Below are 23,039 nucleotides of genomic sequence, written 5' to 3'. Positions count from 1 at the left end.
CGGAAGGTTGGGGGTTCGGCCGGTGAGACCGTGCCCGGCTCGGTAAGCGCCATGGTTAGACCCGTTCTCGGACGCTGGCGGTATGGGCGATCAGGCCCGATGTCAATGCCGGGGCGAGGGGATGTGACTCGCCGGTGAGCGCTGCGAGCGCAGCGGCGACTTCGTGGAGTGTCGCCCGAACGTACGTGGCGGTGACGCTGGCGTCGCCGCTCATGTGACCGGCGTATGCCTGCGCGACTGCGTAGCCGAATTGGCGTTCGACCCATGTCAGCGTGGTGTGCCGCAGCCAGTGGGTGCTGATCTGCTGGGTGATCACCCAGGGGAGTGCGCGTCCGATCCGTTTCCAGAGGTGGTCGTATCGGCGCCGGGAGATTGGCCGTCCGTCACGGTAGCGGAGAACGGGAGTGCTAGGTGAGGCGTGGCGTTCCTCGATGTGTTGCAGCAGGTGACGCATCAGGGTGGGGGAGACCGGTTGCCACCGAACTGTCTCGCCCTTCTCCTTCAATAGGATGAGGCACTGCTCCGAGTCAAGGTCCGACGGCAACAGCGCGAGCGCGCCGCCTCGGCGGCACGCAGTCTCGGTGTGCAGGCGCAACAGCAGGGTGTCCAGATTTGGATCGTCGCCCGTGGCGCTCGCGACCTGGTTGATCTCTGCCAAGCGGGTGTCAGCGATCGCCCGGCGGGTGCTGGGCAGCCGGCGGGGTTTCTCCACTTTCTGGGCAGGGTCATCCGCGGCGGTCAGGTACCCGTCCGCGACGGCCCGCTTGTAGAGGCAGCGCAATGCGGCGATGAACAGCTCCGCGGCGCTGCGGCCTCCGCGTGCGTTGCGCCGCGGCACGACGTTCGCCTTGATTTGCTGAGCCAGGCGTTCGATCTCGGACGGGGTCACCTCGTCTAGACGCCGGTCTCCCCAAGCATCCACCAGCCGCTTCCAGTACGAGCTGTAGGCGCGGCGGCTGCCGCTCCCCACGGCGTCAGCTACGACGGGGACGTACTCAGTGAATGTGGGTATCTGCCGACGGTCGCGTGCGGCCTGGTGCAGGTCGGCGGGGGAGACGCCGAGACGGTCCAGCAACAGCAGGGCGGCGTCGAGGTCCGCACGTGCGGCGGTCATGTGGCGTCACCGCCAAGCACAGCGCGGTGACGATCGGCGATCATTGCGTCAATGGCGGCCGGTGGATGAATCACGAGCCGCCGCTCGGCTGGCTCTGCGGCGATGAGCAGCCGATCGGCCGGCGAGATCGCACAACGGCGCCGCACGACGGCCGGAATGTACAGGTGACCCTGCCGGCTGACTGTGAATACTCCCCGTGGGCTGGCGTCGACGAGCAGCAGCCCATCGTGCTCCTGGATCGCGTACCGGGTGCCGGGCTTCCAGCCCATGACCCGGACGATGGCCTGATCGGCGAGCCTGCCGTTGCAGTCGATCGCCGGCAGGGCGTAGACCGTCCGGCGGGTCCGCCGATCGGTGAAGGTCGGCAACGGCAGCGGACCACGGACGGGTCGTCTCGTCGCTGCGTGGCCGCTCGTCGTGTTCGCGAGGGAAGCCGGGACGACTGCGGGCACGATGCTGGTCATGGACGGCACCGCCGTGCGGCCGAATCCAGCACAGATGCGTTGGTGGAGTGTTCGAACGCGCTCGAACACGGCTGCGTCAAACAACGCAGGGATGCTATGGGTTGGTGTCGAAGGGGGGAATTGAACCCCCACACCCAGCACACACGCCGAAAACGTGTGTGCATGCGGATAGCGTAGCCAGCCCGGTACAACGGTTCAACTCGGAACTGAGCGGACGATCCGCATAGCGGGATCGACGCACGTGTTGATGGTCTCGGTCTACGCCACGTGCGGTACGCGGAGCCGTGCGGTTTCGGGGCGTAGCGGCACCTTGCACGGCTGCGGTCCTTTCTGCCGTGTACCGTGCCGTGTCGTGGACGGCGGCATGAGCGCAGCGGTGACCGGACGAAATGACGCGCTCGGCGTGCTCGCGGACCAGCGGGACCCGGGCGACCGGATCGCGCCGGCGCTGGAGCACCTGCGCGGCATCGGCCTGTCCGCGCCCAGCGCGGAGCTTGCTGGCGCTATCGGCGTGGCACTCAGCCACCGGAGCCATCTCCACGAGCACACCGCCGACCTGCCCGGGGTGACGGCCGGCCTGCTGGACGGCCTTCGGGGACTCGGCCAGACGTTCGTCCGCCGCCAGGCCGGGGTCGAGTCCTACCGCCGGATCCCCGGCGCGTCCGCTGGCGCGCTCAGCGAAGCCGTCTCGAACATCGTGAGCAATCTGCCCGGCTGGACGGCCACGCAGCCGTGGCTGCTGCGGTCGGCGGCGCTCGGGCAGAGCCTCGTCGGTGGCCAGGTCCCGGCGAAGGTCCCGGCCGACCTCTGCCGGCAGCTGATCGCGGTACTCTGCCTGGCTGGCCGCTTGGACGTCGCGGCGGACCTGCTGCGCGACGTCATGGCGATGGACGGCCGGGATGTCAGCCCGGCCGCCCGCGACCCGAAGTCGTTTCTGGACGCGAGGTTCGGCATGAACGGCCTGACGACAACGGTCGAGCCCCAGGGGGCCGATCACAACTCCGGGTATCGTGCGCGGGTCACGGACCCGCGGGGGCGCAGCGGCAGCGGTGGCGCACCGGGCAAGAAGTCGGCGCTTCAGGCTGCCTACCTGGACTATCTTCGGCGGCACATGCCGGAGGCGCTGCTCGCCGCGCCGAAGGCTCCCCCGACGCGGACGGCGCCGAAGATGCTGACCGGCATCGCCAGTGCCGCCGGGTGGCCGCATACCGCCCAGGTCCGCCGCTTGCTGCAGCTCTTCGGGCTGCCGCACGGCACGGCTGGCCTCGTGTCCCAGGCGTTCGTCCACTCGTCCTGGGCCTTCGAACACCGCACGGAGCTGCAGGCGGCCGACCAACGGGACAACACCGCGCTGGCGTTCGTAGGCTCCTGCGTCGCGATGTACGAGCACGCACTGGTGTCGGTCCGGCACGTCGTCGCCGAGCCGCCCGCCGAGTACACGTTCCGCAACCTCGACAACGACGGATACGCGGTACTGTTCGACCGGACGGGCATCGGCCCCGGCCTACTGCTTGGCACCGGGCAGGCGGCCGTCGGCATCTCGCCGGAGATGGCCGCCACCGCCTTCCAGGCGATGATCGGCGCAGTCTTCGTCGGCACCGGCTACCCGCGCAGCCTTGCGCAGGTCTGGCCGGCGAAATGGGACGCCGTCCTCGCGGAGATGGTCCCGGCCGCCCCGCACGACGCTGATCCGACGACAATCCTGGAGCAGCACACCAACGCCCTGCGCCTGCGGGTGGAGCGCGAGTACCACGTCTCGGGCCCAGATCACGCCACGACCTACGTCACCACCACCACGCTCATCAGCGACGTGCTCGGCGCCCAGACCATCCTGCAGGGGCCATCGGCCACCTCGAAGGGGCGCTCAAAGCACGACGCCTCCGGCGTGATCCTCGGCGTTCTCGACCTCCTCGCCGAGCCCGACTTCCCGGACCGGCTCCGGGACAGTTTCGCCGACGACCGCACGCTCGCAGACTTCCTGCTCGCCCACCAGGCCGCCGTGCTGGTCGACACCCCGGTCGCGGCGACGACCTGGAGCCGGTTCCGCTTGTTCGGCACCCACCTTGCCGCCTCCCTGGAGCGGTTGACGCGCTGGGCACGCAACGCGGACGCGGCGCTTCGGAGTCCGGAACCCATGGGCGGCAGCCAGCCACGGCTCGAGGAGCTCTTCCGCGCCGTACTCGAACGCGACTTCCGGTCGGGCGAGGCGCTCGACGCGCGGCTCACGGAGGCGCTGCACACCATCGAGCAGATCGCGCGCCCGACGGGCGTCAAGCCGAGCCACGTCAACGAGCTGATCCAGCTGTGCAACGTCTACCGCTGCCTCGGCGCGGACGATCCGGGCGGCGACCTGGGTGAGGCCGCCGACGAGTGGCGCCTGCTGTACCGCGGCCGCCTGCTCGCCGCGGAGATGTCCGGCACCGTCGTCGACGGGCGGGAGCGGGCGGTGCTCGACGCGGCCGTCGCGACCGTGCTCGGTCGGAAGGCCACCGCGGCGGTGTCGCTGGCGCACGGCGACCCGGTTCGCATCCTGGTCCGCCTCGTCGACGGACCCCGCCCACACCCGGCCAAGGTCGAGCGGGTGTGCGAGCTGTGGTCCGAGGTCACCCCAATGGTGATGCTGGCACCGGTGCACGACGGCATCGAAATGACCGTCACCCGGGCTGCCCCGGAATCGGCGCCAGGGCCCATCCTGGCCGCCGTCCTCGCCGCGACCCGGCCGAAGGCCGAGCCGTACCGGGCCGGGATCGCGGACCTCCTGCACGATCTCAAGAACCAGATGACGGCGGCCAGGCACGCCGTCGCGGACCTGTCCAACGATCCTGTTGCGCGCCTTGAGCAGCGGCTCGCTGGCGAGCGGCACCTCACGGCGGCCAAGGTCATCGCGCTCAGCGTCCGAGCGGCCGCCTCCCTCCTGGCGCCGGCGCCCATCGACGACGGCCGCACGGAGCTCGGCAGCTACCTGCGCCGGTACGGAACGGCCGCCATCGGATGGCTTCCCGCCGACGTCGCGCTGCGGGTACCGCCGGCCGGCCGCGCAATCGACGTCGCGGTCGACGGCCGGACGCTCACCGCGGTGCTGGACAACCTGATGCGCAACGCGGTCGAGGCATTGCCCGGCGGCGGCGCGATCTCGCTCGACTGGACGGCCGACCGGTACGAGGCGACGATCGAGCTGCACGACAACGGTCCGGGGTTGCCGCCCGAGGTGGTGCAGGCGCTCGACGCCGGCCGGCGCGTGCGTAGCACCAAGCCAGGCGGCAACGGGCTCGGCCTCCTGGGGGTCAGATCGCTGCTCCGGCGCGTCGGCGGGCGGCTCACCGCCGTCCCGACGCCCGCCGGTACCACCTGGCACATCACGCTGCCGCTCGCGCCCACCGTCACGCCGGAGGACCCGTGACCGACCACCTCGACGGGACGCTCGTCCTCGTCGCCGACGACCAGCCCGACGTGGCCCGATCGATCTGCAGGCCGCTGGAGAAGGCGGGCGCCCGCCTACGCTTCGTACCCGATGGGGAGGCGGCGCTGGCCGCTGTCGCCGACCGGCCGGTGGACCTACTCCTGGTGGACATGAAGATGCCACCAGACCACTGGGGCGGACTCTGGCTGCTGGAGGAGCTGCGGCGCGGCGGCTGGAGGATCCCCGCGCTTGCCCTCTCCGGCGAAGGCGCGGCGCAGCAGATTACCCGGGCGGTGCGGCTCGGCGCGCGCGACTGGGTGGACAAGGACAACGCGGGCGCAGAGCTCGTCGAGCGCTGCGTCCTGGCCGTCGGCGACCAGCGGGCCGACGCCCTGGACCGGGCCGCGCGGCAGCTGCCCACCCCGATGGCGTACCGCTTCGACCGGTACGTGCGCACCACTGATCCCGAGAAGCGGCTCCTCGAAGGGCTGCACACCCTGGAGTCCGTGTTCCGGTTCGCGTCGGTCGTGGGGCTGGCCGGAACGCCGCCGACCCTCCTCCGCGGCGTACGCGCGCAGCAATTCGGCGCGCCGAGCATGGGAACCTGGCTCAACGTCTGCGTCGCGCTGGACGACCTGCCGAACGCGGGGCCGGACTTCAAGCGCCTGTGGTCGTACCTCGCCCCGGACCGGGGCGGCCGGCAGGCGCTGCAGCAGTTCGTCGCCGTGCGCAACGGCTTCGCGCACGGCCGCGTCGTGGACGGCGCCGACCACGGCCAGGGCCTGGACACGCTCCTGCGCCGGTTCGCGCAACGGGCCCTGTCCGCGTGGCGGGCCGAGATCGCTCTCCCGCTGTCGATGACCTACGACGGCGAGCGGTTCGCGGTCGAGGTGCTGAAGGCGCGCGGCGCGGGGCACCCCGCCCCGGACGTGCTGAACACCAGCTTGCCGCTGGTCAGCAACGCGCCGGTCCTGACCCACCCGGACCGGCCGCCGCTTCCCCTAGCGCCGTGGATGGCGGTCCGGATGCCGGGCGGTCCGGAGACCGCGCGTTGCCTGCTGTTCGACGGCGCCCAGCGCACGTCCGGCGGCCCGGCGCTCGATACACCACTGCGCTACTCGGCCGGCGACGGTGACGGCGGGGCGGTGACCGCCGCGGGGAGGTGGGCGTCCGTGCTGCTCTGGGCTGCTCCGTAAGTCGTAGCGCTGAGGGCTGCGGCCCGGAGGGTGTCGGAGGCGAGACCGCTCGAACCCTGATGTCGGTACTACGCGAAGGTGCGATTGGCGTTGGGCGTCGCCAAGCGGAACAAAACGGAGCCGCGCATTCGGCTGGCAGGTGCTGTCCTTCCAGTCGAGCAACGAGCTGACCCTGAGGTTTGGGAACCGTCGTGCCGCCAAGGCCGTTCAAGCCTTGGCGGCGGGACAAGTCGAATGCCGGCTGTGAACGGCGTCGGTGAGTCGTGCGCGGGAGAACCGCATGCACGGTTCGATGCGGCGGGAGCTCGAAACGGAGCACCATGGCCACGGTCACGGCAGTGGGACAACCGGCGGGAAACCACCGGAACGCGAAGGCTGCCGGTTCTACCGCCATACCACCGCGCCAGCTCCGACCCTGCAATCTCTCTGTAGCCGGGCGGCGTGTGGTGTTTGATGCGAGATGCTGAAACCCTGTTCCTGTTATGATATCCGTATGAGTAACCCGCCCCTCGGCTACTTTGAATCACTCATCAACTTCCGCGACAGGCGCTTCACCTTTGACGCCGATTGCGTGGGAGCCGAGGTGCGGTTCTCGTACAAGGGGCAATATTTCCTGATTTGCTTCCCCTATTTTGATTTCTCAGACAGGGGCGGGTTTGGGCACCCTAAGCCTACATTCCAAGGAACGCGGCTGACCATGAAATGGCTCATCAGAGAGAGCGATCGCGATTCGTTCGGCCGAGCGAACTCATGGAATGACAACAGTCAGGAAGTACGCAACTTTACATGTAACCAGTTTGTCGTCCGCTCCAGGGGGAGGATGACTGCCGCAGAAGCGCGAGTGGCCAAGAAGCACCTGGTGTCATGGAGGGAGAGCTTTGCGAAGTGGTTTGAAGTCCTAGAGTATGAGGACCTGACAAACGACGGATCCAAAGTTCGGCAAGCGGAGAGTCTAGAGTCGTTCTTTATACCCGCGGACAAGTCGAAGACAGAAAGAAGGATAAAGAGCGTCATCGAACGGCAACCCGTTGCCATTACTGTCGTCCTCACTGATGGCGTCCCAAGGGCAAGCCTCAAGCGCGTCCTGCGGCTCAGTGCTTCCGGCTTGTATCCGCCCGGCTATTACGCGCAACTAATTAGCGCCCTAAAGTACTTCAATCGAGAGGAATACCGCCAGAGCATCCTTGATTCGGCTACGGCGTTTGAAACGTCCCTCATTAAGCTGCTCGATGATCGTCTGGCGACGGCTGCAGCCGGTCAGAGAAAGCTCATTGAGGACAAGTATGGTCAAATCGTCAATCTCTCGATTGCTTTACGTGCGCTGGGTGAAGCGTTGCCGCCACAAAACGACATCCAAACAAAGATAGCACAGCCGCGGAACCGGGCCATACACCAGGGTGTAGAGCCGTCCGAAAGTCAGGCAAAGGACGCGCTTCTGTTCGCAAAGAGCTTTATTTATTCCAAGTTTCCCCTTCGTTGATGGCGGAACCGGTACACCAGCGGTCTGCGCCGCCGTGATCGCGGTGGCAGCAGACAGTGTTTGGGCTCGTCGACAATCTATTGGCTGCCTTATCTTCCTAAATCTCGCCGAACAGCTCGAGCTCCTCGCGGGCTTGGGCTCTGGTGCCAGCTGACAGCTCGGCGTCCGTGGACAGTCGGCGAAGCATGTTCTCGGCTTCAAGTTGGCGCCGTTCCAGCAGTTCGCCGAGCGAGGTGATGAGACGTTCGATCGGCATTGACGACTTGGCCGCCGTATAGGCGAACGGGTCACCGGAGTCAAGCAGCGTGCCCCCTGCGAGGGCACGCAGCGAATCCGGAAGGTACTGGTTGTCGATCAGCGCATGCAGGCCGGCGGCGTCAAGTCGATCGCTTCGTGGCATGGTGGTGAGCAGTGTGCTGATGTCGACGTAGTAACGGGTTCCGAGGTCGTCTCCGCCTGTCAACAGCATCAGCATTCTGATGGCGTTGCCTGCAGTGGGGCCAGCGGCGCACAGTTCTTGTATCGCGGTCAGCCGATCGGCATCTTCCTGGTCAGGATCGACGGATAGCGCGAGTAACAGCTTGACACCTCGCAGCATCGATCTGGGCGATGGTGGACGCTGCGAGAAGCCGCTCGGGACTCCCGGTGCGCCAGTTCTTGACAGCGTCGACAAGGATGGCGACCGTCGTGTTGCCAACATGCAGCCCGTCAGCGATGAAACGCTGCACCAGGCGCAGCACGTCCTCATCGGGGTACTCGCCAAGCAAAGCGGCTATCAGCGGATCGGGATCCTCACCCTGGTCCTGCCAGATAGTGCCGAAAAATCGTAGCATCTCGAAGTTGTAGGCGATTTCATCGGTGAAACGAGCGACCATCGACGCACGGTCCTTGGCATCAACAGATGACATCACCTCGGCCAGTCGCCAAGCGGCGAGATATTCCTGCATCGTCTGGTGGACGAAGGTAAAGTGCCCGTCCGGGCCGGCGGTGACGATGCCCGTACGGTACAGCGCGTCGTGAACCGCTCGCCGCCACCGTCTCGGTTCGTGCGTGAAGCCTCGGATACCTCGCTCGGCCGCGTCTGCAAGAGCTAGATCGAGAATGGGCGTATCGCCATACTCGCACTGTAACGCGTAAGCGGCCGTCGACAGCAGCGGAATACCGTACTGCTGGAGTTCTTGTAGATGACCGGATGCGCCGTCCTCGGATGGTCGCTGGAGTAGTTCGACGTAGTCGCGGTACAACAGCGCCAGATTCCGGGGGAGTGTCCGATGCGGGCTCTCGCAGATCAGGTTGCACAGCATCTCGGTGACCAGCGCCGGGTGCCCATGACGTCGTCCTACGATCGACGAACCGACGGCCAGCACCTGATGGGCAAGGCGATCCGGATCCGGCAGGCCGTAATGCTCGAACCACCTAACGGCGAAGCGGAGAACGGTCGAACTATCGAACGGCAGCAGCGTCGCGAACCCGCAGTCGGATTGGAGCGGAGCCAGATCGTCATCTGGCAGCGGGCGGGTGGCGACGACGAACCGCCACGGCCAATGATTGAGACCATCGGCAACCGCATCGATCGCGATCTTCCGTCGCTCGATCTCTTGGATCTCGTCCAAGCCGTCCACCAACACCAGCCATCGACCGCCCGGCTCCGGCGCCGTGCCGAACAAGGAGGCAGGTACACCGTGGACGAGCTTGCTGCTCAACTCGGCGACCGCACCGTCACGGATTGCCTCCGCGAGTGGCTTTCCCGCAGCCAGATGCCGGGCATGGATCCGGACCGGCAGGTACGAGACCGGACTGGCGTTCATCCATGCGGTGACGGCATCGGTCATGAGGTTCGTCAGCAAGCTCGATTTGCCGACGCCGGGCGCGGCGTACACGACGAGGTGCTGATGCCGCTCCAGCAGCGCTCCAACCGTCTCGAGCGGTAATGATGAGTGGTCGACGTCAGTCGGCTTCCGAGCGTCTTCTGACAGTCTGGGAGGTTGGTAGACCTGAGCTGGTGCGGGGTACCGGGAACTTCGAGGACGAGTCTTGGCCGCCCGCATTGTTGCGTCGAGGAAGCGACGGAGATCTTCCCTTGCGGTCGACTTTGGCGGTAGCCGTAAGAAGCGCTCGGCGATCCAGCGGAGGTCGGGCGCGGCGAGCTGGGTAGCCAAGGCATTGCCGTCGATGACCTCCAACCGCACGTTGTGCGTCGACCAGGCCCAGCCTTGAAGCTTCTGCTGGCGTCCTTTCGCGAGATCAGCTTCGCAGAGCGCATAGATCGCGTGGACCGGTCCGCCTGAGATCACCTTTGCGACATCAGTTTTGATCTTTGTTTCTAGGTCGTCGACCTGCAACGTGCAGACGCCCACCGCGATCCCACTGGCCTCGTCTGCGGCCGCGTCGATGTATGAGCGGAAGGTCTCGAAGTCGCGGCCACCGTCGCCTCCCGCAGACACAGGCCCAGTTGAGGGCATGATCCGACGACTGATCCTGGCCTGCGCGAAGTGTCGGCAGATCTCCTCAAAAAGATGGTGGGCGTTCTGAGCCCGCAGCTTGGCCAGAAAGAATCGGATCTGCGCCTCATCGGTGTCGCGCGTCGGCTCAGCCACGACACCAAGGTAATTGTATCCATGTCCCCATGCCAGGAAGCTCGAGCTGGGCGACGACCGACTGCTGATACTCGGCCTCGTCTTCGGGGCGCAAGTGCCCGGGCGCTGTCGGCGACCCTCAGTTGCATCGCCGGGATTTTGCTGGGCATGACTGTGTCGACTCGCCGGCCGCGCAAGACTGCCACTATGGGCTGCCAGTAGCTGCCGTAGGCGCGTTGGGCGCCGGGCCCGCTGCGGCGACGACTTGCGGCACGTACTCGTCAACGGTGGGACGTGGTGGCTGCGCGTCGTGCTGGAGGTCGGCGAGGGTGACGTCGAGTTGTGCGAGCGCCGCCCATGCTGATGTGAGCCGGTCTGGTCAGCTGCCATGTTCGGCTCGAACAGTGCCGCGAGCAGACGGGCATGGCGCGCGCCGGGTGGACAACGAGAAGATCACGGCCGAGGTCGGCGACGAGGACGACGGCTTCACCCGACGTGATGGCGCACAGCGGCCGGGCGGCGATCGGGATGGCGAGTTTGCGGCTGGCGCCGACCAGGTGGCGGCCGGTGATGCGGAGGTGACCTTGATGGTCTGATCGGTGACGTCGAGTCGTACCTGGAGGCCGGGGTGCCAGCCGAGCCGGTGCAGCAAGGTGCAGGCGCAGATCCGGGCCGGATAGGTCGAGTCGGGCGATGTCGAGGTCCGGGCTGTTCGGCGGCGTGGGTGTGGTAGGCGGCGGTGGGCTGGGCGGGGCGGTGGCGCTGGGAGGGACCGGGGGAGCGGCGCAGGGATGCGCGTGGCGATCATGTGTTCGTTCACGGCCGGGACGCTGCGCTTCATGGCGGTCATCGTTCTCACCAACCGATGACCGGACGCACACAGACCCGACTGTGGGTCGCCTGCTCGGGTCAGCCAGCGTGCCTGCCGACGCGCGTGCCGGAAGGTGATGTTGGTGAAAGCGCACCAAGATCGGGCGAAGGGCGATCGGGTTAGAAGTCCAGCACACACAACGGAAAGGCGTGTGCATGCCGATGGCGTAGCGAGACGCGCCGACTGGATCAAACGGTCGGGGCAGGCAGGGCGCGAGGCCAAGGAGTCGCTCGGCTTCAGTGCTGAGCCACAGTGGACGGTGCTGCGCCGCCTCCGCCTCCGCGGATCGTGGTTCGGGTGCCGTAGCGAGCCGCTGGCGCAACGCCGCAGTGCTCGCCAGCGCCGGCTCGTTCGATGGGACGGTCGCCGAGGCGGTGTTGTTCCGTTCGGTGCGGCGCAGCAGGCCGCCGAGCTCTCGGGCGGTAGGATTCGTGGCCGCGATCAGCGCGGTCAGGGTCTACCGCCGACACGGGAAGTTCGCATGCGTGACAACGACGTGGGTATATTGCTGCAGGCGGCGCAGGAGATGCCAGACGCTGCGCGACGGGGGCGAGAGCTGGAAGCCATCACCGCGGACCTCTTCCGTCGCGATCACTTCCGAGTCCAGCTCAACCCCGGTGCGGCTCGGCCACGACAGACCGACCTCATCGCGATCAAAGTCACCGACATCTTCCTCGTCGAATGCAAATGGCGAAGCGATAAAGCTAACATCGACGATATCGACTCCCTGCGCTCGCGGCTCCGACGGGCTGACACGCACGCCATCGGCATTTTGCTCAGCTACCAAGGTTTCACCGAGCCGGTGCTGGCCGAAGTCTTGGCCAACCGTGCCCAGCCGATGCTTCTCCTGTCGGGCCGCGAGCTGGAGCAGGTTGCGACTGGATTCTTCACACTTTCGGACCTGTTGTGGCGCAAACGCCAAGCCCTGCTCGTCAACGGCGAAGTCCTGCTTGACGAACCAGCAGAGCGGCGCGCGGAACGCCTTGTCCGGCTACCCGAGACGGAATACGAACTGCTCTGGCCAGACGGCACGCAAACACGTTCACTAGACTGCGCCGGCGACTTTGGGCAATTCGTGTTCACCCACGACCTTGCCGACATCGACTGGGTTCCCGCCTCCGGTGTGGGAGTCACCCTCGACATCCAGCCCCGGGCGTACCACGCGGGACAGCTCGTCGAGTTGCTCAACACCATGGCCAACCTCGGCTGGGTGACATCCCACGCCCGCTGGAGTATCCAGCAGTCCCGCCGCAACTGGCATGGATGGGGACCGCACGAGTTCGTGGCCGAGCTGGAGAGATGGGAGGAGCGGGCGAAGACCGAAGACGCACACCACAGCGAAGAGGTCTTTTACACCGACGTTTGCGACGGCGGCTTCTACACCATCGCCGCCACGATTTCCGCATCTACTTCACGCCAGATGTGGAACCTCAACATATCGTTCCAGCTTCAAGGCCACCCGCTGGACACGCGACCGCTCCTCGAACTATGCCACACGCTTGGCGTACACGAGAACCTCTACCTGCGGCCACGAGATGCGGAGTCCGTTCAGCGAATCCATCTGCGCCATCGAGCTATCGGCATTGGTGGAATAAGAGCACTGGTGACCGCGCCTGAGCCAGATACAGGAATGGGATTTAGTCGCTGGGTCACCGGAGTGGTGATCGATAACCCATTCATCGCCGGTCACGATCACCTCGAAGACGACGAGGCGCTCGATCTGAGCATATTCCATGACTGCGAGCTCCTGGTCTGCGACCTCGGCGAACACCATCCACTTGATGGACGGCAGTACGGCTACCACCTCAAGCGGGTTGAATACGCCCGGACCACCGATGGTCCGGCGATCAGAGTCGTGGCCAATTGGAGCTATGTCGACAGCTCTGCCATCACGGCTGGGCCCGCCGGGGCGCAGGCGATAGAAGATCAACTGCATACTGCCGATGCGTAGTCCCCTATGGCCGTTCCAGGTGAGTCCTCAGCCCCCCGTGAGCCCACCTATTTTCTAAGCGAGACCATGGGGCTGCGGCCACTGGGACGCTGCGGGGATGCAAAATAGAGGATCTTGAAATCGTCCGCGCGGAGTCCTCTGGACGCGAACAACTCAAGTTGCTTTGAGCGGCCGGAGGATGACGTTGACAGTGTCGAAGCGCCGGCGTCAGGGATCGCCGGGTAGTTCGGGCGGCGATTCGGTCGGTGTTCACTCGAGTCTGGTGCTGTCGATGGGGATCAGGTGGTCGTGGGAGACCGCCACGATACAGCCCAGCCCGAGCACGGCCACGTCGGCCCGGAATGCGCCGTTGTCGCCGCAGTCATAGTCATATCCAGGGGCCCAGTTCGGCCTCGGTGACGAACTCGATGTGCTCGGGGATGCCGGCGGCCGCGCAGCGCTGCGGCTGGGCGGTCCACGAGCGTGGCAGATAGACGCGCCAATCGACCAACGATAAGGATAACATTGACATTAGGCGATGCGCTGGCCGAGCAGCATAGGCTTGGTTCATCCGTCGAGCGCTGGTGGCCGTAGGTCCACCTGGATGTCCCGCAACGTCTTGCGGTGTTCGTCAGACAGCTGCCGCATCAGCCCATCGATGAGCTCTTCCTGTCGGGGCTGGCCAAATGCAAGCCGGTAGAGCGCGGTCGACGCGAGCAGCCGGGACAGGCTCGAGGCGTCGCGGGTGTACGGTGGCACAAACAAGTGTCGTTCGATTTGTGCATCTCCTGGAAAGACCCAGTACGGCATGATTTCGGTCTCGCCGGATGGCCGTAGCCGAGCCGCCTCCTCAAACATCGCCTGCCACGGGTCGCCGTCGGTCGATACCGGCAGTCCGCATTGGGCGGCCACGTTCTTGCGTACCGCATGGTTCTTGTACCGGTGTACCCGTCCTTCGCGCTGTTCCAGATCGACCGGGTTCCGTGGCAGATTCCAGTGGACGACGGCGTGACAGTACAGGTGAAAATCGAGTCCCTCCTGGCCAATAGAGGTAGTGGCGAGGACGAACGGCCAGAACGGGGAGTTGAAGGCCTGCATGACATGTTCCGTGCGGACAGCGGCCTGCTCCTCGTCGCGGCCTTGGTCGAACCTTGTCGCGTAGCGCCCGCGCATCGACCGGCCTACCAGACGCCCGCCGTCGACGGCGTCGACGTGGTAGCTCGCAGTGCGAAGTGTCAGTGCGGTGGCCATGTGCTTGGAGAGGTCTGGGATGTTGTCGGCGTCGTAGCGCTGGGACTCGGCGAGGACGTGGACGTACTCGTCGAGCATGGCCTGCAGATTGCCGTCCACGCCGTATCGCAGGCAGGCACGCCAGAATGTCTGGTCGTCGCCGCGGCGCAGGATCGCGGTCGCTTCAGCGCCGTTGAACATCGACCGGAACGCCCAAGCGATCTCGGCGGCGGCCCGGAGCACGTCCAGCGGATCCGCGTCCGGGATGACCCGTCGGATCGCGCGGATCGCAGTGATCGCCGGCGACCCCATAGCGAGCTCGGCCAGGACCTGAAGGAGGTCCGGCGGTGGTGCGCCGATCTCCGCAGGAGTCGCGTCCTCAGCGACGTTCAACCCATAGTCCAGGTGCTGCCAGAACAGCCGCCGGTCCTCTTCCGATTGGTCGGCGTCCTGCCCATCAAGCCAGAAAGCAGTAGGTACCTCCTGCTCGTCGAGCTTCAAGTCGAGCATCATCAGCGCGAGCCAGTACCACGATGGGTCCGTCGTCCCCTCCCGGTACCCGAACGTGATGGCGTCGACGGCAGGGCGCAGTCGGTCGGCGACTGCGGCGAGCACCGCGTCCGAGGTGGCGCTCACGCCCGACGCCCGTAATTCGTGAGCGATTGCGAGCGGGTCGAAGGCGTCGGCGAGCGCAACGCTCGGGTGCAGTACCAGGTATGAGGTCATAGTGGTGGGCTTGCCGTCTTGTACGGCGAAGCGCAGCGGTCGGGGAGCGCGGCGGTTCGCGTCCGCGCCGTACCGCATCGCGTCGTTGCTGCCGACGGTTTGGCGCTCCACCTCGTAACTGGTGAGGGCACTGATCGCTGTTGGCGCGGCGTTCCAGGCGGAGAAGACGAGGCGTTTGGTCAGCGCCCGGGCCTCGGCGGGGGCGAAGTCGCCGGACGGCTCGTAGTACGGCGCGGCGGGCGGTACCCACAGCAGCCGGTGCGCGGCTGGCCTGGCGATGTCGGCGAGCAGGCGGCGGAGCCGGGCGTTGCCGACGTCGACCTGACGGTAGCGATCGATGTCCTTCCAGCGCAGTGCGGCGGGGTTGGCCGGGAGCTGCCGAGTCAGCCGGGCTGCGCGCGCTGGATCTTCCAGCGCCTCGACGACGTTCCGCTTGACCTTGTAGTTTTCCTGGCCGAGGAAGCTGAGCAGGTACGGCGTCGACTTCCACAGCTCGACCAGCGCATGGTCGTGCGCCGCACTATCATGGGCGGCGTCCGCGGCGAGGCGCGCTGCCGCCACGAACGCGCGGATGTCCTGTGCCGACGGCGCGGTGACGGCGCCGGTCGCCGTTGCCAGCATGCCGTTCCGGTCGTCAGTGCTCGCTAGCCGTTCGGTGCGAACCATCACCTTGCGTAGCCGCGCAGATATCTCGGCGGCGGCTTCCCGTGCCGGTTCGGGGCCGTCGGACGGGATCCGCGTCAAACACTGTCGGAGGCGCCGCAGGTCCGCGGTGAGGCCGGGCGCGCCGGGCTCGCCGGTGAGGAATTCTATGGTTCTGAGCAGGTCCCGGTAGTGCTCTTCTTCTCCGCTGGCTCGCTCGACGTCCGTGGTATGCATGCGGTACGGCGTCGCGGACAGCAAGAGCGTCCGGGTGGCCTCCATGTTGCCGCGGGCGTGCCCCTCGATGAGGCGTTCGACGAGCACTCGCGTGTCGGTGTCCGTATCGTGCAGCAGATCGGCGAAGCGCTGGAACTCATCGAAGATGACGAGGCTCGGCCGCAGGAGCGCCGCGCCGGTCGCCGCGAGCGCATGGCGGATGTTGCCGACGAACATCTTGCGCACGACAGCGGTCTCCGGGGCTCGCCTGGCGTGGCCTTTCCGGTACTGGGCGGCGAGCCACTCCAGGCATTGCTGGAGGGACTCGTCCGTCTCCGCGCGGAAGCGGCGGTCCACCGCCTTCAGCTCGGCCGTGAACAGGCCCTTGGTGCCGTGGGCCACCGCCAGGTTGCGCCGGTTGAGCTCGGTGGCGAACCGCTGCCGGAGATCAGTGAGCTTGCCGTCTTTGCCGCCGATCTCGCCGGCGAAGACCCGGTAGGTCCCGACGTCCTCGACCAGGTCAGATCCCCACGCGAGGGATAGGAACCGGTGCGCGAGTGCCCGTTCTCGGAGCTGTCCGAGACCCGTGCGGTGCTGCAGGGACGTGGTGGGGGTGAGGGCGACGATGTTCACTCCGTGCTTGAGGTGCCCCTGCTGGCCGGGCAGTAGGGATAGGCGGCCACCGGTCTTCACCTCGAGACCACTCGGCGCGAGCTTGCGGGCGTTCTGTTCGGCAATCGCGCTGTTGGAGCAGACGTACACGATGTCGATGCGGCGGTCGCCACGACGGTGCAGATGGGCTACCGCTTGCGCGATCACCGCGCGAGCGACCAAGGTCTTGCCCAGGCCGACCTCGTCGGCGACAAGGAACCGTGTCGTTGCGTCCTTGTCCATGTACATGCGGCGAAAGGTGTAGACAGCGGTAGCACGCTGGAAGTCCTTGAGCATCGCGAGCTCGGTCTTCGGATCGATCACCGTGCGCCTCTGTTGCGTTGCTCCTGCGCGACTTGCCAGACCGCGTCCCACAGCGCCGTGAGCTCGGGCGGCAGCGGTTGCTGACCTGCCTCGCGCATCGCGGTCAGAAGCTCGGCGACCTCGGCGAGTTGCGCCGGCTCGCGTGCGGCCGCTCGGACCATCAGTTCCGTCAGCGGCATCCGGTCGTATCCGGTGTCTGACCAGTCCTGGCTGACGGCGCGCTCGATGTCCTCGCCGCTGATCAGCAGCTCTTCGTCGGTGAGGAGGGCGATGAGGTACCGCAGCAGCCGCTCGTTGTCACCGAGCATTTCGGCCAGGATGCGTTGCTGCCGGTTGGCGGGTGAGTCGACCAGATGGCAGCGCACCGCGAACACGGTGCGGCAGTCGCCGACAGTCAGTTCGACCGCCAGGAACGGGGTCAAGGTACGCACCGTTGCGGGGTACCGGCACTCCAGCCGACCGTCGTCGCGCGAAACTGCCGGGCGGTCGGGTTTGGCAACGGTGACCGGCCAGCAGCGGATCTCGACATCGGCAGGCAAGAACAGTGGATCGTCGGAGGTGTAGGTGACCTCGTACTCGTCCGATTCGCGCTCGGCCACCACTGCGGTGAACGGCACGTCGGCCACAGCCCGTCGGATGTGGTCGAGCACGTCGACCTCCGGTGGAGTCGTGTCCTCGCCCTCCGGCGGCATCCACTCCAGCAGCAGGTCACGAAACGACTTGCCGGCGGAATCGTCGTCGCCTGTCTGGCGGAGCAGCGCGTTGACCCCGTGGCGACCAGGAGAGCCCGCCATTTCCAGCAGCACCTCGACGTTGCGGGAGAACGCCGGCTCGGTGGCGTTGGCGCTGCCCGTCCACCATGTCGTGCCGCGGTCGGCGTCGATGACATACAGCTTGACGTGCAACCCGTTGAGAACACGACCCGGGTCGCCGACGCTGCCGGCCGAGGTGTCGATGTCCTGATCGAGGACCACAGGGTTGAGGGTGAAGCAGGTGTACGGCGCGGTGGCCTGGCCGGCGCCGGACAGCGCCTCCGGACGCGACACGAGGACTCGTCGCAGCCGTGCCTCCGGCATCCGGTCTAGCGTCTGTGCGCTGAGAAAGGGGGAGACGACCAGGAGGCGGTCGCACCGGTCAGGAAACGGCCATGGTGAGGCGTGCATCCCGAACGAATGCAGCGTTGCCTTGGTGAATCCGTCGGGCAGCGTGAATCGTGCCCGGTCGAGCTCAGACGCCAGTGTCGAGACGGCGACGACACCAGCCGGGGGAGGGCCCACCAGCGCCATGCCCGGTAAAGCACGGAGAAAGTCGCCGACCCCGGCGATCGGCTGCCCCTCGGGGTCGCTGTCGAGCACAGTCATCGTGTCCCAGGATCGATCGAACGTCAGGTTCCGGGTGCCGATCAGGAGCCGATAGGCGTACGAGCCGTCGCTGTCGACGTAGCGCAGCGCCCAGAGCTTCGGATGGAAGACACCACCGCCGGGCGCCCGTACCGGCACGACCGCGTCCTCGACGAAGCCGAGCAGAGTCCGGCGGGCGAGCACCGGCGGCGCGATCTGCGCGGCATCGCAGAACACAGTGACGCGACCGGCGGTACGGCGCAGCGCGTCGAGCAGACCGATCGGGGTCGGCTTGGACTCGTCGCCGCCGTCGCTGTCGCCAATGGCGAACAGCGCGTACGCGGTCGGCACCACCAGGAGGGCCGACAGGTTCAGCGTGTACGTCGTTCCGACGGCGACGTCGAGTGTGAAGCCGGGTGGCGGGCGCAGACTGTCGAGGAGGGTAAGCCGCTGGTCAGGTGCAAGCATTTCGAACCTTCCTACGCCAGGCCGTCACGTAGATCGGCCAGAAGACGGCGGACGGTCGGCCAGCGATACGTCTGCCGTGCCGCGCCCAACGGCTCGCCACGCCAAGACTGCAGAGCGGACATGTCACTCAGCCGTGCGTAGCGGCCCTTGAGGGACTGCTCTTGCGCCACCAGCGCGGCAGCGAGGCTACGGTTCGTCGTCGCGTCGCGAGGACTGCGGATCGCCGAGGTGATCCACTGATGGAGGAACCGTTGGGTGACCGGCCGGACCCGGGCGCCGGCCATCGGCACCACATCCCAGAACTCGTTCGGCTGGGACCACCAATCAGCGAGTTCACCCTTGGATGCCGTCATCGCCGTCACCCAGTCGGCGAGTTGGTCGTGTAACCATGTCGCGAGATCGTCGCTGTCGACACCGCACCGCCGCTCGGCCTCCGCGCAGAGCAGCACGTTGTAGAGCAGCTGAGCGCCGAAAGTGACAAGGGAGAAGAGCTGCCCGTGTCGCAGAAGGTCACCCACCGACTGAGGAAGGCCGAGTATCGGACCTTCCCATGGCGCCCATGCCTGCAGCCAGCGGTCAGGGTCAAGAGCGATGATCGCCAGAAGAGATGGTTGTTCCTCGCCGCCAGTCAGGTCAAGTCTGGTCTGCGCCATCCGGTCCTGGAGATATTGAGCCTCCTTGCGGGTGACCTGCAGGTCAACGCCTTCGTCAGGGAATCCAGGTGGGGCGTCCGGCAGGCCCGGGTCCCACATGAGCTGGGGCGCAACCGCCAGCTCAGGGTCCCGATCACGTGCGGAAACAGTGCCGCGCCGAGTGAGGGCATCACGGTACTGGCTGAGGCTTAGCCGGGCGTCACGGCGGATCCCCCATGAGCCGAGCCCGTACCAGTAGATCGACGAGGGAAGACGGGACACCCGCTGGCGGGCGCGGTATCCGATGACGCCCACCCCGCGGCCTTCCGAGTTACGCAGCGACTCGATGAGCCGCAACTCCCGACTGCGCAACTGGTGCTCGAATCGTCGTCTGTCAGGCCGGGCAACCTCCAGATCCTGAAGAATCCACGGCACGAACAGGAAGTATCGCAGTCGCGTCTGGATCGTCGAAGTCCCGGGGAAGAGCCGTTCGGCGAAGGCATCCCGGATCCCACCGAGCCCGAGCGGGTCTAGTGCCTCCTTGTCGTCCAAACCTGCGATCGCCGCCCGCACCTGTCGCGTCTGCTGGTCGTCGGTGTCCAGCCAGCCGATGGTGGATACGCCCCGGTATGTCATCTACACCTCGGTCAATCGGGAGCGAGCTTCCAAGACGTCACGCAACAGACGCCAAGGGCGCGAGAGTTCCCTAAACTACAGCGTTTGGTCGCCATGCTCAGCCCGCCGCGACGGCGCTGCGGCCCGCGCATCTCGCCCGCCGGGCCTTGTCGACATTGAAGCTGACGCCCATCGAGGTCGTCATCGACGGTGCTGCGATGTACCCGGGCGTGTTCGACGAGCTGATCCCGTCCGCGTGGCACCACGTCGAGCAGTACGCCAACAATCCGATCGAGCCCGATCACAGCAGGCTTCGGGGGGCTGAGCCGGGCGGCGTCCGCCTGTTCAGACTGCGCATGACCGCCAGGAGCACGGCTTTGTAAAGCTCCGGCCAACGCTTGTCGCGGACCACCCCCGCGTGCCAACCATGCAGTTTCAACCTCAACCTCGCTTACCGAGTGTAGGCAAGCCGGCGCTGGCAGCCCGTACCGACGTCGAGGCAGAGCCATCGCGACACAAGTCGCACAAACGGCTCTGCGGCTCCACAAGCCTGCGGCGGAATGATTTTCCACAACGGACGCATGTTGCGGTTGCCCACTTCGCATGGCACTCGGAACAACGAAAACGGCCGGACTTGTCAGTCAGCACCGCGCCTTCTCCGCTTATTCCGCAATTCACGCAATGCGCGGAGCGCCGCGCCTCTTCGCGCCTTCTAGTCGCAGCCGCCTTCAAAGCCTGCTTCTGTCGCTCACGCTCGTCGGCATCCTGCGCCATTTTCACGCGGTGGCGTTGCACCTCGATGAGGTCGTTCATCTGTTTCCGCACATGACGACCGGGGTAGGCAACAGCAGCACGTGCGCCTTGCTCAAGCAAATCAAGTGCCTGGGAGAAGTCGGCGGCGCGGATGGACACGTCCACTGACACCAGGAGCGAGATCAAGACGTCCTCAGGGGCCGCTGACGACGCTTGTACATCCCTTGGTCCACGCTCTCTCACAAGAGATATTGTGTGAGGCGCCAGGCCGGTAAGCATCCGCCTTTCGGCGGGCAAGACGCTGGGCCAGCATCCCGGCAGGATCTGTCACCCCTCAAGGAGTGGGACCGTGCCAACTTGTTGATAAGTACTGGTTGTGACCGTTTATACCGTTCCTGGCTCGGTGCGGGCGAGCGCTGGTAAGGGTCAAGGTCGGTCAAAGGTCCGATCCGCGAAGCGGGCCTAGGTCTTGCCGCCCCTCCTATACCGCGTACGAGCGCTGGCGACACCCACCGACTGGCCGTGGCCAGCTCCGGACGAGAGCCGCGGCGCCGCGCTGCTGGTCGAGCGAGGCCCGCCGCCAGCGCCGAGGCGATCACCGTCGCCGTAAAGGTGTTGCGTCCTGCTTGAACTGTCGCGAGCATCGATCTCAGGTTCCTGCAAACAGAAGGGCGATGTCCGCCGTGGACGGGACACAGGCGCTTGACGACGACCGGCAAAGACCCGATGGCGTTGCGTTTCGGCTTCTCATGGATCTCGCTGAGAACGCCCTCGAGCGTGGGCTGGCGCAGGAGGAAGCGGTTCGCGTGGCGACCACCGCGTTCGTCGAATCGTTGCCGACCTTCGCCGGCATCATGACGACCTCGCTGCATCGCAGGAAGGCCGATCTCATCGCTGACCGCGCGCGAGAGCGTGCGGCGCTCGCCGAGCGCATCGACGAGCTATGGGGAACCGCTCTGTCGACATACGAAGCCGTCGCACAGGTCGCCGCCGAGATCAACGCTAGGGTGTACAACGCCTACGTCGAGGACAACGATAATTCGTCCGACGTGACGGCCGAGGTCGCTTTTGTGCTGCATGCACGAGCGTGCACCACAGCGGCGGAGGTGCTGTGCCTCATGCGGTCGGGCCTCGCTGACGGGGCGGCTGCTCGACGGAGAACCATCCATGAGCTGTCGGTCGTCTTGAACCTGGTCGTTGACCACCAGCAGCTCGACCTCGCGCAGCGCTACGTCGACTACGCCATTGTGGAACGCTGGGGCGACATCGAGCAGCATCAGTTGCATGCGGCCGCGCTGGGCTACGCGCCGATTCTCGCGCCAGTCGTCGCCGAAGCCGAGCAGCAATACCAGGACATGCTTCGCAAGTACGGAGATAGCTTCCGCAAGCGGAACCGGTGGGCGGCTCCGTTGTTCGCCGCGGAACGCGACGTTCAGTTTGTCGAGCTGGAACGGCTCGCGGGTCTGGAACGCTGGCGTCCGCTGTACCGGGAGTCCAACCACCACGTCCATGCTGGACCCTTCGCAGCCGAGCGCAGCATCCAGCTTCTACCCGTGGGTCAGACCATCCGCATCGGCGCTCACGACGAACACGATGTTTCCGAAGTCGGCACGAGTGCTCTGATTAGCCTGCTGCAGTGCACCGCTGCGTTGGGTGGACTTGCCGACGTCGGTGAGGATCCCGAGTACCTCATGATGTTGATGTGCATGCATGAACTCGTCGACCACGCGGGCCTAGCGTTCGAGCGCATCGCCAGCCGACTGTAGCCGACGCGGCGGGCGTGTAATGCGCATGCGCTCGCCGGCAACGGTCACGCGGGCCAGGCCGTCCGTCGGTGGTGAACCACAGAATGCTGGCAATTGTCCCGTGATCTCTGCATCAGTCGCCCGTGGCACTCGCACCGACGACCGTCATATGGGCGAACGCGGCGAAGTTCATGGTCGAGGGCGCCGTCGACATCACCGGCGCCGTCATCTGCCTCATCGGCGTCGCCGTCATCATGTACGCGCCACGCCACTGACCCGCTGGACCCTCGGCCTCTCACCGCGGTCACGCCGCCAGGTGCTGTCGCTCGGCGTCGACAAGAGTGCGCGGAACACCGGGTTCCGTTCCGGACGTCCCGGGCTCCGACGCCCGCCGGATCGTGACTTTCGTGGCCAAGGTGCTCGATCATCTCCTCGTTGAGCGCGGTCTCCGATACCGTCTTCGTCAGGTGCTTGAGCAGCCCGTCCCGGCCCAGTCAGCGATAACCCTGCTCCTTTGGCCAACCGAACCAGCTCCGCTGCGGCCCGCTCCTCAGCTGAAGGCTCAGGGTTCCTCTTCCGCGCGGTCACATCATCCAGGGTCGCGGTCATCACGGCACCCTCCTCACCAGGCATGACGCCCGGTAGGTCAGGCCGGAAACACCGACT

At 66.3% G+C, this 23,039-nt stretch carries 17 protein-coding genes and 1 pseudogene; 9 read left to right on the top strand and 9 right to left on the bottom strand.

Annotated features, from left to right (window positions below):
• Positions 1-55 precede the first annotated feature (55 nt).
• Entirely contained in the window at positions 56-1,114 is a 1,059-nt protein-coding gene (locus ACQPY0_RS40660; protein ID WP_432973523.1) for a tyrosine-type recombinase/integrase, read from the bottom strand.
• Positions 1,111-1,578, bottom strand: a complete 468-nt coding sequence (locus ACQPY0_RS40655) for a hypothetical protein (protein WP_432973521.1) — start codon at positions 1,576-1,578, stop codon at positions 1,111-1,113. Before ACQPY0_RS40655 ends, ACQPY0_RS40660 begins: the two co-directional genes overlap by 4 nt.
• A gap of 364 nt (positions 1,579-1,942) precedes the next feature.
• On the opposite strand from ACQPY0_RS40655, the gene ACQPY0_RS40650 reads away from it, so the two are divergent.
• The 3 genes from ACQPY0_RS40650 (at position 1,943) to ACQPY0_RS40640 (ending at position 7,654) form a co-directional block, all read left to right on the top strand.
• Positions 1,943-4,978: an ATP-binding protein gene (locus ACQPY0_RS40650; RefSeq protein WP_432973519.1), complete on the top strand. Its 3,036-nt coding sequence runs from the start codon at positions 1,943-1,945 to the stop codon at positions 4,976-4,978.
• Entirely contained in the window at positions 4,975-6,174 is a 1,200-nt protein-coding gene (locus ACQPY0_RS40645) for a response regulator transcription factor (protein WP_432973517.1), read from the top strand. Before ACQPY0_RS40650 ends, ACQPY0_RS40645 begins: the two co-directional genes overlap by 4 nt.
• Before the next feature lie 493 nt (positions 6,175-6,667).
• Positions 6,668-7,654 carry a hypothetical protein gene (locus tag ACQPY0_RS40640; RefSeq protein ID WP_432973515.1) on the top strand — a complete coding sequence of 329 codons (987 nt, stop codon included), beginning with the start codon at positions 6,668-6,670 and terminating at the stop codon, positions 7,652-7,654.
• A 97-nt stretch (positions 7,655-7,751) separates the two neighbouring features.
• On the opposite strand, the gene ACQPY0_RS40635 is transcribed toward ACQPY0_RS40640, so the two are convergent.
• Entirely contained in the window at positions 7,752-8,252 is a 501-nt protein-coding gene (locus ACQPY0_RS40635) for a hypothetical protein (protein ID WP_432973513.1), read from the bottom strand.
• Positions 8,206-10,251, bottom strand: a complete 2,046-nt coding sequence (locus tag ACQPY0_RS40630) for an NACHT domain-containing protein (protein ID WP_432973511.1) — start codon at positions 10,249-10,251, stop codon at positions 8,206-8,208. Before ACQPY0_RS40630 ends, ACQPY0_RS40635 begins: the two co-directional genes overlap by 47 nt.
• 416 nt (positions 10,252-10,667) lie before the next feature.
• On the opposite strand from ACQPY0_RS40630, the gene ACQPY0_RS40625 reads away from it, so the two are divergent.
• Both ACQPY0_RS40625 and ACQPY0_RS40620 read left to right on the top strand, forming a co-directional pair.
• The gene (locus ACQPY0_RS40625) at positions 10,668-10,826 is read left to right on the top strand and encodes a hypothetical protein (RefSeq protein ID WP_432973509.1); all 159 of its coding nucleotides are present in this window, start codon (positions 10,668-10,670) and stop codon (positions 10,824-10,826) included.
• Positions 10,827-11,582: 756 nt separating this feature from the next.
• Positions 11,583-13,052, top strand: a complete 1,470-nt coding sequence (locus tag ACQPY0_RS40620) for a restriction endonuclease (protein WP_432973507.1) — start codon at positions 11,583-11,585, stop codon at positions 13,050-13,052.
• Positions 13,053-13,419: 367 nt separating this feature from the next.
• Here the strand turns inward: ACQPY0_RS40620 and ACQPY0_RS40615 are convergent, their stop codons facing one another.
• Genes ACQPY0_RS40615 through ACQPY0_RS40600 form a run of 4 tightly spaced genes read right to left on the bottom strand, consistent with a single transcriptional unit; the run spans position 13,420 to position 19,896 of the window.
• Positions 13,420-13,542, bottom strand: a complete 123-nt coding sequence (locus ACQPY0_RS40615; RefSeq protein WP_432973505.1) for a hypothetical protein — start codon at positions 13,540-13,542, stop codon at positions 13,420-13,422.
• A 56-nt stretch (positions 13,543-13,598) separates the two neighbouring features.
• On the bottom strand, positions 13,599-16,820 hold the full coding sequence (locus ACQPY0_RS40610; RefSeq protein WP_432973503.1) for a helicase-related protein: 3,222 nt from the start codon (positions 16,818-16,820) through the stop codon (positions 13,599-13,601).
• A complete protein-coding gene (locus ACQPY0_RS40605) occupies positions 16,817-18,628 on the bottom strand; it encodes a phospholipase D family protein (protein ID WP_432973501.1) in 1,812 nt (603 codons plus the stop codon). Before ACQPY0_RS40605 ends, ACQPY0_RS40610 begins: the two co-directional genes overlap by 4 nt.
• 11 nt (positions 18,629-18,639) lie before the next feature.
• Entirely contained in the window at positions 18,640-19,896 is a 1,257-nt protein-coding gene (locus ACQPY0_RS40600; protein WP_432973499.1) for a DUF6361 family protein, read from the bottom strand.
• Between the two features lie 155 nt (positions 19,897-20,051).
• Here ACQPY0_RS40600 and ACQPY0_RS40595 point away from each other — a divergent pair, with 155 nt between their 5' ends.
• From ACQPY0_RS40595 to ACQPY0_RS40580, 4 genes are all read left to right on the top strand, one after another.
• Entirely contained in the window at positions 20,052-20,258 is a 207-nt protein-coding gene (locus ACQPY0_RS40595; RefSeq protein ID WP_432973497.1) for a DDE-type integrase/transposase/recombinase, read from the top strand.
• 220 nt (positions 20,259-20,478) lie between these two features.
• Positions 20,479-20,796: a hypothetical protein gene (locus ACQPY0_RS40590; RefSeq protein ID WP_432973495.1), complete on the top strand. Its 318-nt coding sequence runs from the start codon at positions 20,479-20,481 to the stop codon at positions 20,794-20,796.
• Positions 20,797-21,302: 506 nt separating this feature from the next.
• Positions 21,303-22,394, top strand: coding sequence for a DUF5677 domain-containing protein (locus tag ACQPY0_RS40585; protein WP_432973493.1), 1,092 nt, complete (start codon positions 21,303-21,305; stop codon positions 22,392-22,394).
• Between the two features lie 122 nt (positions 22,395-22,516).
• The gene (locus tag ACQPY0_RS40580) at positions 22,517-22,648 is read left to right on the top strand and encodes a hypothetical protein (RefSeq protein ID WP_432973491.1); all 132 of its coding nucleotides are present in this window, start codon (positions 22,517-22,519) and stop codon (positions 22,646-22,648) included.
• 78 nt (positions 22,649-22,726) lie between these two features.
• Here the strand turns inward: ACQPY0_RS40580 and ACQPY0_RS40575 are convergent.
• A pseudogene (locus ACQPY0_RS40575) lies at positions 22,727-22,982 on the bottom strand (transposase); the annotation flags it as partial.
• Positions 22,983-23,039 lie beyond the last annotated feature (57 nt).

The sequence above is a fragment of the Dactylosporangium sp. CA-233914 genome (genome assembly GCF_050942935.1).
GTDB lineage: Bacteria > Actinomycetota > Actinomycetes > Mycobacteriales > Micromonosporaceae > Dactylosporangium.
This window is presented reverse-complemented; position numbering and strand designations above follow the sequence as displayed.

Excerpts from the sequence above, each read along its gene's own strand:
- ACQPY0_RS40660 (WP_432973523.1), bottom strand. The coding sequence starts at position 1,114 with ATGACCGCCGCACGTGCGGACCTCGACGCCGCCCTGCTGTTGCTGGAC.
- ACQPY0_RS40655 (WP_432973521.1), bottom strand. The coding sequence starts at position 1,578 with ATGACCAGCATCGTGCCCGCAGTCGTCCCGGCTTCCCTCGCGAACACG.
- ACQPY0_RS40650 (WP_432973519.1), top strand. The coding sequence starts at position 1,943 with ATGAGCGCAGCGGTGACCGGACGAAATGACGCGCTCGGCGTGCTCGCG.
- ACQPY0_RS40640 (WP_432973515.1), top strand. The coding sequence starts at position 6,668 with ATGAGTAACCCGCCCCTCGGCTACTTTGAATCACTCATCAACTTCCGC.
- ACQPY0_RS40635 (WP_432973513.1), bottom strand. The coding sequence starts at position 8,252 with ATGCTGCGAGGTGTCAAGCTGTTACTCGCGCTATCCGTCGATCCTGAC.
- ACQPY0_RS40620 (WP_432973507.1), top strand. The coding sequence starts at position 11,583 with ATGCGTGACAACGACGTGGGTATATTGCTGCAGGCGGCGCAGGAGATG.
- ACQPY0_RS40605 (WP_432973501.1), bottom strand. The coding sequence starts at position 18,628 with ATGCTTGCACCTGACCAGCGGCTTACCCTCCTCGACAGTCTGCGCCCG.
- ACQPY0_RS40600 (WP_432973499.1), bottom strand. The coding sequence starts at position 19,896 with ATGACATACCGGGGCGTATCCACCATCGGCTGGCTGGACACCGACGAC.
- ACQPY0_RS40590 (WP_432973495.1), top strand. The coding sequence starts at position 20,479 with ATGGCACTCGGAACAACGAAAACGGCCGGACTTGTCAGTCAGCACCGC.
- ACQPY0_RS40585 (WP_432973493.1), top strand. The coding sequence starts at position 21,303 with ATGTCCGCCGTGGACGGGACACAGGCGCTTGACGACGACCGGCAAAGA.